The following is a 13,384-nucleotide window of genomic DNA, read 5'->3' on the forward strand; positions in this document are numbered from 1 at the left end:
CGCCATGACCGACAAAGCCGATCTTAAAAAAGGCCCCCTGACTGTCGCCATTATGATGGCGACAATCATGCAGGTGCTGGACACCACCATCGCCAATGTCGCCCTGCCCAGTATGCAGGGCAGCCTGGGGGCGGCACAGGACAGCATCACCTGGGTGCTGACCTCCTATATCGTCGCTTCCGCCATCATGACGCCGATGACCGGATGGCTGACCGACCGGATCGGGCTGAAGCAGTTGTTCCTGATATCCGTGGTCGGCTTTACGGCAGCGTCCATGCTGTGCGGCACTGCCGGCAGCCTAACGGAAATGGTTGTCTGGCGGCTGTTGCAGGGTATATTCGGTGCTGCCCTTGTGCCCCTGTCACAGACGGTGCTGCTGAACATCAACCCGCCCGACCGGCATGGCCAAGCCATGGCCATGTGGGGGGCGGGCGTCATGGTCGGCCCCGTCATTGGCCCCACCCTGGGTGGCTGGCTGACCGAAAGCCTGAACTGGCGCTGGGTTTTCTACATCAACGTGCCCATCGGCATCATGGCCTTCCTGGGCATCTTGGCTTGGCTGCCCAAGGCACCCACGCGGCAGCGCGGGTTTGATTTCATTGGTTTCGCACTGCTGTCCATAGGTGTGGGTACGTTGCAGCTGATGCTGGACCGGGGCGAACAGCTGGACTGGTTCGCCTCTCCCGAAATCTGGGTGGAACTGGGTGTGGCGGTATCCGCCTTCTGGGGCTTCGGTGTGCATATGATGACGGCGGAAAAGCCGTTTCTGCCGCCACATCTGCTGCGCGACCGCAACCTGCTGCTGGGGCTGGTCTTCATCTTCATCATTGGTATCGTCGTCCTGGCCGCTATGGCCCTGCTGCCGCCAATGCTGCAACGGTTGATGGGCTATCCAACCATCACCACGGGCATGGTGATGGCGCCGCGTGGCGTGGGCGTGATGATCTCCATGTTGATGGTCGGACGACTGATGCGTGTGGTGGACCCGCGCCTGCTGATCCTGACGGGACTTTGCGTCACCGGCTGGTCACTGCATATGATGACGGGTTTCACCATCGTCATGGATTCCGGCCCCATAATCCTTTCCGGTGTGATCCAGGGTTTGGGGATCGGCATGGTGTTCGTACCGCTATCAACTATGGCTTTTGCGACCCTGGCCCCCGCCGACCGGCCGGATGCCGCCGGCCTGTTCAGTCTGGTGCGTAACATGGGCAACAGTCTGGGCGTTTCGGTCGTGACGGCGGCGCTGGCGCATTTCACCCAGGTCAACCATGCCGAACTGTCCGCCCATATCAGCCCCTTCAACACCAATATTGACGGTCCTATCAGCATGGTGGGACAGGCCGCTCCGGAAGTGCTGGCCGCTGCTGACTTGGTGGTAAACCGGCAGGCCGCGATGATCGCCTATCTCAATGATTTCCATATGATGATGCTGGTGACGCTGACGGCAATTCCGCTATTGCTGCTGCTGCGCAAGCCGAAGGCGACCGCCGCAGTGGACAAGAATGCCGCCGTGATGGAATGACCGCATCGCGCCGGCTGCACTTTTCATTCGCATGGAGGTTGCATTACTGTGGTCGCATCTGAAGAGGTGACGGTATGAGCGACGCGATCCGGCAAATCAGGGCACGCGCCCGCCGCAAGGCGGCGGGGCTGGTGCGGCTTGAATTCTGGGTGCCGGCCACACGCCGGGACGATGTACGGGCCGCCGTAGCGGCTGTCCTGGCCGATGAACAGGCCGACAACGTAACGCCGATGGCGGAGGTGCCGGACGCTACGACCGGTAGTGCCGACAATGTCCCGGTTGTTCAGCGGCGTCAGCGGCTGATGACCGATATTGACGGTCTGCTGGACTGATTAGCGGCGCGCCGGCCCAGGTGCCGTCAGCGGCAGCTGCGACGATTGAAGCGAGGTTGACAATCCTAGATCGCGCAGCATCACCGCCAGTGTTCCATCCGACGCCAATGACTGGATGGCAAGGTTCATTTCGGGCACGGTTACTGGACTGGCGGGGCTGACCAGACACACGCGGTCACGCGCGGCAACCGGGATGAAATCAGGTCTTGCGACCCTTGCCAGAGCCTCGTCACGCGACAACGCCAGACGCCATGTCGCCAGCGGCAGGATAACCGCATCCAGACGCCCGCCCTGCAGCTTGCGCAGATTACCGTCGGCATTGCGCGCATCAATGCGCTCCGCCTTCCCGCTGCTGAACAACGCTTCGACAGCGGTCGGATAGAGAAAGCCCAGGACCGCGCCCACCCGCGCACCTTGCAACGTCTCCAACGTTGCCGGACCGCGCAATCCGGCAGACAGCAGCACGATGTCGTGATCGGTGAAGAATGACTGGGTGAAGCGGTCGGGCGCGAAGGCGGGATAATACGGCTGCGCCGCCAGACAATAGGCATCGACGCTGCCGGTAGAGATTTCAGCAGCGATACGGTTGCGCGGCACAAACCGGAACGCGGCATCCAGACCCAGCCGTGAGGCCAGCGCCCGGCCAAACTCCAGTGCGAACCCGCCCTTCAACTGCCCATTTTCGACAATGGCGAACGGTGCCTCGTTATGGTCGCCAAAGGCAAATGTCAGGGGACGGGCCATGGCGGGGGTGGATATCATGATAACGGCCAGAAGGGCCGCCAATCGCCACCACATTCCGCTTAAACGACCGGTCATCCCGGTTCCCCCTTACCCCACGGGATATGTTCCGTTCACATATCGCAGGTTTAAGGATTTTTTAATAAATTTTTTGTGGTTAATGCGAAATAATGCAACCGTGAAACAAAAGGTCACATGCCGGACTGGGCATGTGACCTGACCCTGCTTAGGGGCCAATCAAAGCCTAGACTTGTTCGACGAGGACAGCTTGTCCAGCCATCCCATCAGAACCGCCGAGACCACAAAGGTCAGGTGAATAATGACCAGCCACATCAGCTTGTCATTCGTCACCTTGTCGGCATCCATGAAGCTTTTCAGCAAATGGATGGAGGAGATCGCGACGATGGAGGCTGCAACTTTCACCTTCAACGTGCCGCTGTCCAGCTTACCCAGCCAGGACAGCTTCTCGTCATCCTCGCCCAATTCAATGCGGGACACGAAATTCTCATACCCGCTGATCATCACCATGATGACGAGGCTGCCCACCAGCACCAGATCGACGAGCGTGAGTGCGGCCAAGATCAGGTCAGCCTCGGTTTCGCCGTAGAGCGCGTAACCGAACAGATCCACCAATTCCACGCCAAACCTCACCGTAAAGGCGATGAGCACAAGGGCGAGGCATAGATACATCGGCACCAACAGCCAACGGCACGCATAAAGGGTGCGCTCAATGTAGCGTTCGATCACGGGGCTTCCTCCATCGGGTCGGGCGTGGGCAGCAGATGCCCCAGCGCCCGACACCTGTCAACCGCATCCGCGATGCACAAATTTTACGCACCGCAATCGGGCAACTTGCCCGTAACCGCGCCATGTGCCGACGGGCATCCCCAGCAATTCAGAGATTTTCTGTCTGGCACGGACTTTGCTGCTGTGCAGCGTATTAAAGGTGGCTAGGGTTCCGGTCGTGGATAACACGGTGTCTGGTCCGAGAGCTGCCGCCAGACACCACCCACCGGTGCCGTCTGGTACACGGCGGGACAAAAGCCCGGGAGATCGAGGTGGGTTGGCGCCCCCTTCCGGTCTCCGCCAACCCCAAAACCGGTTTGGAACGACAGGGGTTGGATGATGAAGACGCGCCGCTTCCTTGGAAAATTGACCGCCGGCCTGGTTGCCGCCTCGCTGCTCTCCCTTCCCGCCTATGCGGCGCCGAAGAAGGACTTCAAGCTGGCCTGGTCCATCTATGTCGGCTGGATGCCGTGGCAGTATGCCGCCGAGCAGGGCATCGTGAAGAAATGGGCCGACAAGTACGGCATCAAGATCGAGGTGGTGCAGTTCAACGATTATGTTGAAAGCATCAACCAGTACACTGCTGGCGCCTTTGACGCTGTTACCGTCACCAACATGGACGCCTTGTCCATCCCCGCCGCCGGTGGTGTCGACACCACCGCCGTCATCGTTGGTGACTTCTCCAACGGCAATGATGCGGTCATCCTGAAGGGCAAGGACAAGCTATCCGACATCAAGGGCCAGAAGGTCAATCTGGTGGAATATTCGGTCAGCCATTATCTGCTGACCCGCGCGCTGGAAAGCGTGAAGCTGACGGAAAAGAAGGATGTCAGCGTCGTTTCCACCTCCGACGCCGACATGGTTGCCGCCTGGTCCACGGCGGACGTGACAGCGGTGGTCACCTGGAACCCGCTGGTCGCCGAAATCCTGGCCACGCCGGGCGCCAAGAAGGTGTTCGACAGCAGCCAGATCCCCGGCGAGATCATCGACCTGACCGTCGCGAACACCGACGTGCTGAAGGACAATCCGGCCTTCGGCAAGGCGCTGGCAGGCATCTGGTACGAAACCATGGCCCTGATGTCCGCCGACACGCCTGCCGGTGTTGCTGCTCGCACCGCCATGGGTAAGGCGTCGGGCACCGACCTGGCCGGGTATGAGGCGCAGTTGAAGGCCACCCGCATGTTCTACAAGCCCGCGGACGCGCTGGCTTTCGTGCGCGGGGCCGAACCGAAGGTCACCATGCAGAAGGTCGCAGGCTTCCTGTTCGACCACGGCCTGCTGGGCAATGGCGCGCCGTCGGCGGAAGCCGTGGGGATCGAGTTCCCGGGCGGTGTCACCTACGGAAACGCCAAGTTCGTGAAGCTCCGTTTCACCGACACCTACATGGCGGCGGTAGCGGACGGGAAGCTGTAAGCAGCACCGTAGGTCAGGTGCAGCCAAAGGCGCGCCCTGACAGATAAGGTTTCCAGTCCATTACCGTCAGGGCGAGGCTTTCGCCTCGACCTGACCTACGGTTCCTCCTGCTCTCGTGTGTGACCCTATGCGTCTGATCAACCGACGTCCCGACCGCACAAGCTGGCTACTGCTGGCGGCCCTGCCCTTTGTGGCGGTGCTGGTGGCCTATGCAATGGGGTCGGCGGTGCGGCTGGCGGAAAACCCGGCGGACAAGTTGCTGCCGGGTCTGACCGCCTTTGCCGATGCCATCGACCGCATGGCCTTTACCGCCGACAAGCGCACAGGCGACGTCCTGCTGTGGCTGGATACCGGCGCCTCGCTGGCCCGGCTGGCGGTGGGTATCGCCATTGCGGCGGCGGGCGGCTTGCTGGTCGGGCTGTCGGCGGGTCTGCTGCCCTATGTCCGGGCTACGCTTGCACCCTTCGTCACGGTGGTGTCGATGGTGCCGCCGCTGGCTGTTCTGCCCATCCTTTTCATCATGGTGGGGCTGGGGGAGGCATCCAAGATCACGCTGATCGTGGTGGGTGTGCTGCCCTGCCTGATCCGCGATCTGATGTTGAAGATCGACGATCTGCCACGACAGCAATTGATCAAGGCACAGACCCTGGGGGCCAATAGCTGGACCATCGCAATCCGGGTGGTGCTGCCGCAAATCCTGCCCCGCCTGATCGACAGCATCCGCCTGAACCTCGGTCCCGCCTGGCTATTCCTGATTTCGGCAGAGGCGATTGCCAGTGAAAGCGGCCTTGGCTATCGCATCTTCCTGGTTCGCCGCTATCTGGCCATGGATGTTATCCTGCCCTATGTCGCCTGGATCACGTTGCTGTGCTTCCTGATGGATCTGGGCTTGCGGGTGCTGCAACGCCGCGCCTTCCCCTGGTTTGAGGACGCGAGGGCCGGGGCATGACACAGATTTCCGTTCGCAATGTCTGGAAGGAATATGGGGAGCAGGTGGTCCTGGAACAGATCAACCTGGAGATCGCCCCGCGTTCCTTTGTGGCCCTGGTCGGCCCGTCCGGCTGTGGCAAAACCACCTTTCTGCGCATGCTGCTATCGCAGGAGGTGCCGACCAAGGGCGAAATCCTGATCGACGGCGTACCCATTTCGCCCGAACCCGGCCCTGACCGGGGGGTGGTGTTTCAGCGCTATTCCGTGTTCCCGCACCTGACCGTGCTGGGCAATGTGCTGCTGGGCGCGGAACTGAAGGGCGGCGGCGTCCTGGGCCGACTGTTCGGTGCCGCCCGCCGCCAGGCCAAGGATGACGCCGTGCGGCTGCTTGACGCGGTCGGCTTGTCCCATGCGCTGGACAAATACCCGGCCCAGCTCTCAGGCGGCATGCAGCAGCGGCTGGCCCTGGCTCAGGCCTTGATTGCCAAGCCCAAGGTGCTGCTGCTCGATGAACCGTTCGGCGCGCTGGACCCCGGTATCCGGGGGGATGTGCATAAGCTGATGCGCAAGCTCTGGCACGAGCATCCGATGACCGTGGTCATGGTCACCCATGATCTGTCCGAGGCCTTCCACCTGGGCACCCGAGTCATCGCTTTTGATCGCCGCCGCAACCTGCCGGAAGAACGGCTGCGCTATGGCGCCAGTATTACCAACGATATTGAGGTCTGGCCCCGTCGGGTGGCGGGCAATCCAGGCTTCGGTAAAGACCCCAATCCGCCCCGCCGGGACGACCCGGCCGCTGTCGACGGGCAACCGGACCGGGACGACCCGGCCGACGCCGCGTGAGGGAGGGAGCCACCATGCCCCGCCAGACCCCAGAACAGATTGCCACCAACCGTGCCCGTTACCTGGAACTGAAGGCAGCCGCGTCGGGACGCGCCCCCCTGGTCCTGCCCCCGCCCACCCCGCGCGACGCCGCCCCGCCCAGCGCCGATACTGTAACCCTGTCGGAAACGCTGCCCGGCGGCTGGTACTGGACTGGCATCATCCGGCGGGGCCAAGTGCTGCGCATCGCCAACCCCGCGGGAACGCCCGGCGTGTCGCTGCTGGCCTGGAATTTGGCCGACACGTCGGAACGGTACAACCATGCCGACACGATCAAGATTCAGTGGACGGCGGAACTGCGTAAGGGCCGGGTCCTGTTCTCCGACATGGGCCGGGTGCTGCTGTCGATTGTGGAGGATAGCAGCGGCAGGCACGACACGGTCGTGGGTGGTTCCACCCCGGCGTCCGTTGCCCGCACCTATGGCGCTGACAGCGGCGTGCGCAATGCGCGCGAAAATTTCATCCTGGCGGTCGGCAAACATGGCCTGAGCCAGCGCGATATTCCGCCCTGCATCACCTTCTTCGCCCCCGTCACCGTCACGGCGGAGGGCCGGTTCAGCTTTGATGCCGCTGGCGTCACGCCGGGTGATTTCGTGTCGCTGCGGGCGGAGATGGATTTGATCCTGGCCATTTCCAACACGCCCCACCCGCTGGCCCCCGCCGTGTCCCCGGTGCCCGTGGAACTGACCATCCACAGCGCACCCGCCGCCGGTCCCGACGATTTGTGCCGGACTGCCACGGCAGAGGCCGCGCGCGGGTTCGTCAACACCGACGCCTATCTGTCGGCCTGATCGGGGGAGGGAAATATCATGACCAACAGCACATTCACCCCCGTCCTGTCCAACCGCGACAGCGCCACCGCCATCCAGGATGAGATGATCCAGGCGGAACATCCCTGGTCCGGCATCGTGCGCAAGGGTCAGGTCTTCCGCATCATCGACAGTGAGGGCTGTCAGGCCGTCGACACCCTGTTCTATAGTCTGGCCGATCACACCGAACGCTACAGCGCTCAGGATACCGTGCTGGCCCAGGGCACGCCCTATATCGGGCCGGGATCGGTGCTCTATTCCAACCGGGGCAACCCGTTGGCGACCGTCATTGCCGATACCAGCGGCAGCCATGACACGTCCGCCGGGGCCTGTTCTTGCGAAAGCAATACAGTACGCTTTGGGCATCAGACCAAATACATGCACGCCTGTCGGGAAAATTTCCTGATTGCCGTATCGCGTCATGGCATGGGCAAGCGCGATATCGTGCCCAACATCAATTTCTTCATGAATGTGCCCATCGACCCCGACGGCACGCTGGCCATCGCCGATGGTGTGTCATCGGGTGGGGATTATGTGGAGATGGTCGCGCATCAGGATCTGCTCTGCGTCATTTCCAACTGTCCCCAGGTGAATAATCCCTGCAACGCCTTCGACCCCACACCCATTCGGGTGCTGGTCTGGGCTGACTGACGGCAATCGGGGGCACATCAATGTTCACCAAGGTCCTGATCGCCAATCGTGGCGAGATTTGCGCGCGGGTGGTCAAAACCCTGCGGCGCATGGGTATCGCGTCGGTCGCCGTCTATTCCGACGCTGACCGTTTCACCCTGCCCGTGCTGTCGGCGGATGAGGCGGTGCATATCGGCCCGTCTCCGGCCAAGCAGTCCTATCTGGATATCGACGCCGTCATCGCCGCCTGCAAGGCAACAGGGGCACAGGCGGTTCATCCCGGCTATGGCTTCCTGTCGGAAAATGCCGGGTTTGTGGAACGGCTGAACGCAGCGGGCATCACCTTCATCGGCCCGCGTGTGGAGCATCTTCAGGGCTTCGGCCTGAAACACACAGCACGCGCCCTGGCCAAGGCGGCGGGTGTGCCCCTGCTGCCCGGCACCGACATTCTGGAAGATGCGGAGGCAGCGCAGGCCGCCGCGGCCGAGATCGGCTTCCCCGTTATGCTGAAAAGTACCGCGGGCGGCGGTGGCATCGGCATGCAGCTTTGCCACAGCGCCGACGAACTGGCGGCCAAGTTCGCGGCTGTTCAGCGCATGGCCACCAGCAGCTTTGGCGACGCGCGCGTCTATCTGGAACGGTTCGTGGCCGAGGCGCGGCATGTCGAGGTGCAGATTTTCGGCGATGGCAAGGGCGGGGTCGTGGCGCTCGGCGAACGCGACTGTTCGCTGCAGCGCCGCAATCAGAAGGTGGTGGAGGAAACCCCCGCCCCCGGCCTACCCGACGCGGTGCGCCTGCACCTGCGCGATGCCGCCATCGCCCTGGGTCAGTCGGTGAAATATGCCTCTGCCGGCACGGTGGAGTTCATCTATGATGTGGCCCGCGCCCAGGTCTATTTTCTGGAGGTGAATACGCGGCTGCAGGTCGAACATCCGGCGACAGAGGCTGTGTTCGGCGTCGATCTGGTGGAATGGATGGTGCGGCAGGCCGCCGGTGATTTCACCCTGCCCCCCCAGGAAAGCCTGATCCCGCAGGGGGCCGCGATTGAGGTCCGGCTTTACGCCGAAAACGCGGCGGCGGACTTCCGCCCCTCCACGGGCCTGTTGACCGAGGTGACCTTTCCCACCGACATCCGCGTCGATGGCTGGGTCGCCACCGGCACCGAGGTCACCGCGAATTACGATCCAATGCTGGCCAAGCTGATCGTGCATGCCGACAGCCGCGATGCCGCCATCGACAAGCTGTCCACCGCACTCTCCGCCAGCCGCGTGGCGGGCATTGAAACCAACCTTTCCTACCTGTCCGCCATCATCGGGTCGGACATTTTCCGACAGGGTAAAGTCGCCACCTCCGTCCTGAAGGATTTCGCCTTCACCCCGGCCACGGTGGAGGTGCTGTCGCCGGGTGCCCAGACCTCGGTTCAGGATTGGCCGGGGCGGTTGGGCTATTGGGATGTCGGTGTGCCGCCATCGGGACCGATGGATGACAAATCCTTCCGTCTGGCCAACCGGTTGTTGGGCAATGCCGAGGGGACAGCGGCGCTGGAATGCACGCTGACCGGGCCGAGCTTGCGTTTCAACGCCGATGCCACCATCGCCCTGACCGGGGCCGTGATGGCCGCCACCCTGGACGGCGCCCCTGTGTCCCATGGCACCCCAGTCGCCATCAAGGCCGGGCAAACCCTGGCGCTCGGCCGTATTCAGGGGGCCGGGCAGCGCACTTATCTGGCAGTCGCCGGTGGCTTTGATGCGCCCACATATCTGGGATCAAAGGCCACCTTCGCCCTGGGCCGGTTTGGCGGCCATGCCACGGGCTGCCTGAAGGCGGGTGACACGCTGGCGCTGGCCGGGATGCCGGTGGGTCCGGCGGAAATGCCCGCCCTGCCCGTGCTCTCCAATGACTGGTACTTGTCCGTGCATTATGGACCGCACGGCGCACCCGATTTTTTCCAGGAAGACGACATCGCCGACCTGTTCGCCGCGACCTATGAGGTGCATTTCAATTCCGCCCGCACCGGTGTGCGCCTGATCGGCCCCCGCCCGAAATGGGCACGGGCCGATGGCGGAGAGGCGGGGCTGCACCCGTCCAACATCCATGACAATGCCTATGCCATTGGTGCCGTCGATTTCACCGGCGACATGCCGATCATCTTAGGCCCCGATGGGCCCAGCCTGGGCGGCTTTGTCTGCCCCGTGGTCGTGGCCAAGGATGATCTATGGAAGGTCGGGCAGTTGCGACCCGGCGACAAGGTGCGGTTCGTGCCTGTCGCGGTAACACCGCCCAGCGCGCCCGCCATCATCACCCACGCCACGCTGCCCTCCCCCATCCTGTCGCGCATCGACGGGCCGGTGCCGGTCGTCTACCGCCGGGCAGGGGATGATTATCTGCTGGTGGAATATGGACCGATGGCGCTGGATCTGGGCCTGCGGCTGCGCGTGCATCTGCTGGTTACGGCGCTCCGCGCCCGCGCCCTGCCCGGCATCATCGATCTGACGCCCGGCATACGCTCTCTACAGGTTCATTACGATAGTGGAACGCTGAAGTTACCCACGCTGTTGAGTGTTCTGGCGGAGATCGAGGCCGGCCTGGGCAGCATTGAACAGGCCAAAGTGCCCAGCCGCATCGTGCATCTGCCCCTGTCCTGGAACGACCCCCAGGTCCGGCTGGCAATGACAAAATATCAGGAACTGGTGCGGGCCGACGCCCCCTGGTGCCCGGACAATATCGAGTTCATCCGCCGTATCAACGGCTTGGACAGCCAGGAAGATGTGAAGCGCGTCGTCTTTGACGCCTCCTACCTTGTCTATGGGTTGGGCGACGTCTATCTAGGGGCACCCGTTGCCACCCCGCTGGACCCGCGCCACCGGCTGGTGACGACCAAATACAATCCCGCACGCACCTGGACACCGGAGAATGCCGTCGGCATCGGCGGGGCCTATATGTGCATCTATGGCATGGAGGGGCCGGGCGGATACCAACTGTTTGGCCGCACCATCCAGGTGTGGAATTCCTGGCGCAGCACGCCGCCGTTCCAGCGGGGCAGCCCCTGGCTGCTGCGCTTCTTTGACCAAATTCGTTTCTTTCCCGTAACGGAACAGGAATTGGCGGAGGCGCGCGAGGCCTTCCCCCATGGCCGTTACCCCGTGCGGATTGAGGAAACCACCCTGGATTATGCCGACCATCTGCGTTTCCAGGCCGACAATGCCAACAGCATCGACGCCTTCAAAACCCGCCAGCAGGCGGCGTTTGAGGCCGAGCGGGAGGATTGGAAATCCCGGGGTCTGGACAGTTTCGTCAGCGATGATGGCGGCCCAACAGCCGACGCCACCGCCCTTCCCGACGGTTGTTCCGGTATCGAAACTGGTGTGACGGGCAATGTCTGGAAGGTGATGGTGGAGCCGGGCCAGGTAGTGGCCGCCGGTGACACCATCCTGATCCTGGAAAGCATGAAGATGGAGATGGAGGTCAAGGCCGCGACGGCGGGCCGGATACGGGAAGTAACCGTCAAGCCGGGCCGCACCGTCAATGCCGGTCAGACCGTCGCCATTCTGGAGGATATTGCCTGATGTTGCCCGAGAAACTGACCATCCAGGCCCTGACTGACCTGTATCGCACCGGCAAGGCCAGCCCTGTAACGGTGATCGAGGCGGTATTGGAACGGCTTTCCGCCAACCCCGACGCCGCTGCCTGGATCAGCACGGTTCCCGCGGAGCAGTTGCGGGCCGAAGCAGCGGCCCTGGCCGCCGCCGGCTATGATCCGTGCAAGCCACTCTGGGGCATCCCCTTTGCGGCCAAGGACAATATCGACACTGCCGGCATTCCCACCACGGCCGCGTGCCCGGCCTTTGCCTTTACGCCCGCCACCGACAGCACGGTGGTGGCCAAGCTGCGAGCCGCCGGGGCCATTCTGGTGGGCAAGACCAATCTGGACCAATTCGCCACCGGCCTGAACGGCACGCGCAGCCCGTATGGGGCCCCTCGCTGTGTGTTTGATACGGACTATATTTCTGGCGGGTCCAGTTCCGGGTCGGCGGTGGTGGTGGCGCGGGGACAGGTGGCCTTTGCACTGGGCACCGACACGGCGGGGTCGGGCCGGGTTCCGGCTTCCTTCAACGATCTGGTGGGGATCAAGCCTAGCAAGGGCCTGCTCTCCACCAGCGGCCTGGTGCCCGCCTGCCGTTCGCAGGATTGCATCACGGTCCTGGCCCATGACGTGGCCGATGGTGATCTGGTTCGCCGCGTAGCGGAAGGGTTCGATGCCGCCGATCCGTTCTCCCGCGCGCCCCAGGCCCGGCCCCTACGCCTGTCCGGCTTCCGCTTTGGCGTCCTCACGGGGGCGGAGAAGGAATTTCTCGGCGATCACGCGGCCGAGGCGCTGTACGACGCGGCGGTGGAACGGCTGGTGTCATTGGGTGGCACGGCGGTGCCGTTTGATTACAAGCCGCTGCGCGAATGCGCCCATCTGCTCTATGGCGGCCCCTGGGTGGCCGAGCGTCTGGCCGCGATTGAGGAGTTTTTTGAAGGGCAGGCCGATGCCATGGACCCGACGGTGCGCAGCATCGTCGCCGGTGCCCAGGGCAAAACCGCGGTAGAGGCGTTTGTCGGCCAATATTCGCTCGCCTTCTATGCCCAGGAGATCGCGCGCCTATGGTGCAATGTCGATCTGCTGCTGCTGCCGACCACACCCACGATCTACACGGTCGCCGACATGCTGGCCGATCCGATACGGCTGAACAGCAATCTGGGCCGCTACACCAATTTTGTGAACCTGCTGGATTGCGCGGCGGTGGCCGTGCCCGCCGGGTTCCGCCCCAATGGCCTGCCCTTCGGCGTTACGCTGATCGGGCCTGCCTTCACCGATACCGGCTTGGCCGTGCTGGCCAGCCGCCTGCATGGCAAGGGAGAGATCATGCCGACCATACCTGACGACTGGCTGCCCATCGTGGTGGTTGGTGCCCATCTGTCCGGCATGCCGCTGAACCATGAGCTGACCAGCGTTGGCGGGGTGAAGCTGGGCGATGTCCGCACTGCCCCGGATTATCGCTTCTATACACTGGCCGGGACCGTGCCGCCCAAGCCCGGTTTGGTGCGCGAGCCGGGCTTTGCCGGGCCGGGGATCGCGGCGGAGGAATGGGCATTGCCCCCTGCTGCCTTCGGCCAATTCGTCGCCCGCATCCCCGCCCCGCTGGGTGTGGGCAAGGTGACGCTGGATGATGGCCGTCAGGTCACCTGTTTCTTGTGCGAAAGCCACGCCCTGGCCGGTGCCACCGACATCACCCCATTCGGCGGCTGGCGGGCCTATCGCGCCAGTCTGGGATAGGCCCCTGCCAGAT

General features: G+C 63.3%; 11 protein-coding genes and 1 riboswitch. Of the genes, 9 read left to right on the forward strand and 2 right to left on the reverse strand.

The genetic code is table 11. The features are described from left to right. Positions 1–4 precede the first annotated feature (4 nt). Together C0V82_RS20950 and C0V82_RS20955 are read left to right on the forward strand one after the other, a co-directional pair. Positions 5–1,525 carry a DHA2 family efflux MFS transporter permease subunit gene (locus C0V82_RS20950; RefSeq protein ID WP_102114304.1) on the forward strand — a complete coding sequence of 507 codons (1,521 nt, stop codon included), beginning with the start codon at positions 5–7 and terminating at the stop codon, positions 1,523–1,525. A 74-nt stretch (positions 1,526–1,599) separates the two neighbouring features. Beyond that, on the forward strand, positions 1,600–1,857 hold the full coding sequence (locus C0V82_RS20955; RefSeq protein WP_102114305.1) for a hypothetical protein: 258 nt from the start codon (positions 1,600–1,602) through the stop codon (positions 1,855–1,857). Here the strand turns inward: C0V82_RS20955 and C0V82_RS20960 are convergent, their stop codons facing one another. Together C0V82_RS20960 and C0V82_RS20965 are read right to left on the reverse strand one after the other, a co-directional pair. Beyond that, the gene (locus tag C0V82_RS20960; protein ID WP_158660100.1) at positions 1,858–2,619 is read right to left on the reverse strand and encodes a substrate-binding periplasmic protein; all 762 of its coding nucleotides are present in this window, start codon (positions 2,617–2,619) and stop codon (positions 1,858–1,860) included. Positions 2,620–2,835: 216 nt separating this feature from the next. Further along, entirely contained in the window at positions 2,836–3,345 is a 510-nt protein-coding gene (locus C0V82_RS20965) for a TIGR00645 family protein (protein ID WP_211100521.1), read from the reverse strand. A gap of 192 nt (positions 3,346–3,537) precedes the next feature. Further along, positions 3,538–3,652, forward strand: a riboswitch (guanidine-I (ykkC/yxkD leader). Positions 3,653–3,720: 68 nt separating this feature from the next. Between C0V82_RS20965 and C0V82_RS20970 the strand changes: the two genes are divergently transcribed. The 7 genes from C0V82_RS20970 to atzF all read left to right on the forward strand — a co-directional run bounded on the left by C0V82_RS20970 (position 3,721) and on the right by atzF (position 13,371). Next, the gene (locus tag C0V82_RS20970) at positions 3,721–4,797 is read left to right on the forward strand and encodes a putative urea ABC transporter substrate-binding protein (protein WP_199772565.1); all 1,077 of its coding nucleotides are present in this window, start codon (positions 3,721–3,723) and stop codon (positions 4,795–4,797) included. 127 nt (positions 4,798–4,924) lie between these two features. Continuing rightward, positions 4,925–5,746, forward strand: coding sequence for an ABC transporter permease (locus C0V82_RS20975; RefSeq protein WP_102114307.1), 822 nt, complete (start codon positions 4,925–4,927; stop codon positions 5,744–5,746). Then, the gene (locus C0V82_RS20980; protein ID WP_102114308.1) at positions 5,743–6,573 is read left to right on the forward strand and encodes an ABC transporter ATP-binding protein; all 831 of its coding nucleotides are present in this window, start codon (positions 5,743–5,745) and stop codon (positions 6,571–6,573) included. The genes C0V82_RS20975 and C0V82_RS20980 overlap by 4 nt, the downstream gene beginning before the upstream one ends. A 14-nt stretch (positions 6,574–6,587) precedes the next feature. Next, a complete protein-coding gene (locus C0V82_RS20985) occupies positions 6,588–7,403 on the forward strand; it encodes an urea amidolyase associated protein UAAP1 (RefSeq protein WP_102114309.1) in 816 nt (271 codons plus the stop codon). 18 nt (positions 7,404–7,421) lie between these two features. Continuing rightward, positions 7,422–8,072, forward strand: coding sequence for an urea amidolyase associated protein UAAP2 (locus C0V82_RS20990; RefSeq protein ID WP_102114310.1), 651 nt, complete (start codon positions 7,422–7,424; stop codon positions 8,070–8,072). A gap of 20 nt (positions 8,073–8,092) precedes the next feature. Then, a complete protein-coding gene (gene uca / locus C0V82_RS20995) occupies positions 8,093–11,617 on the forward strand; it encodes an urea carboxylase (protein WP_102114311.1) in 3,525 nt (1,174 codons plus the stop codon). Then, positions 11,617–13,371 carry an allophanate hydrolase gene (atzF, locus tag C0V82_RS21000; RefSeq protein WP_102114312.1) on the forward strand — a complete coding sequence of 585 codons (1,755 nt, stop codon included), beginning with the start codon at positions 11,617–11,619 and terminating at the stop codon, positions 13,369–13,371. The genes uca and atzF overlap by 1 nt, the downstream gene beginning before the upstream one ends. Positions 13,372–13,384 lie beyond the last annotated feature (13 nt).

Source organism: Niveispirillum cyanobacteriorum (assembly GCF_002868735.1).
Classification (GTDB): Bacteria; Pseudomonadota; Alphaproteobacteria; order Azospirillales; family Azospirillaceae; genus Niveispirillum; species Niveispirillum cyanobacteriorum.

What these genes read in the sequence shown, in the direction of transcription:
- C0V82_RS20950 (WP_102114304.1), top strand. Translation starts at nt 5, where the DNA reads ATGACCGACAAAGCCGATCTTAAAAAAGGCCCCCTGACTGTCGCCATT.
- C0V82_RS20955 (WP_102114305.1), top strand. Translation starts at nt 1,600, where the DNA reads ATGAGCGACGCGATCCGGCAAATCAGGGCACGCGCCCGCCGCAAGGCG.
- C0V82_RS20960 (WP_158660100.1), bottom strand. Translation starts at nt 2,619, where the DNA reads ATGATATCCACCCCCGCCATGGCCCGTCCCCTGACATTTGCCTTTGGC.
- C0V82_RS20970 (WP_199772565.1), top strand. Translation starts at nt 3,721, where the DNA reads ATGATGAAGACGCGCCGCTTCCTTGGAAAATTGACCGCCGGCCTGGTT.
- C0V82_RS20975 (WP_102114307.1), top strand. Translation starts at nt 4,925, where the DNA reads ATGCGTCTGATCAACCGACGTCCCGACCGCACAAGCTGGCTACTGCTG.
- C0V82_RS20980 (WP_102114308.1), top strand. Translation starts at nt 5,743, where the DNA reads ATGACACAGATTTCCGTTCGCAATGTCTGGAAGGAATATGGGGAGCAG.
- C0V82_RS20985 (WP_102114309.1), top strand. Translation starts at nt 6,588, where the DNA reads ATGCCCCGCCAGACCCCAGAACAGATTGCCACCAACCGTGCCCGTTAC.
- C0V82_RS20990 (WP_102114310.1), top strand. Translation starts at nt 7,422, where the DNA reads ATGACCAACAGCACATTCACCCCCGTCCTGTCCAACCGCGACAGCGCC.
- uca (WP_102114311.1), top strand. Translation starts at nt 8,093, where the DNA reads ATGTTCACCAAGGTCCTGATCGCCAATCGTGGCGAGATTTGCGCGCGG.
- atzF (WP_102114312.1), top strand. Translation starts at nt 11,617, where the DNA reads ATGTTGCCCGAGAAACTGACCATCCAGGCCCTGACTGACCTGTATCGC.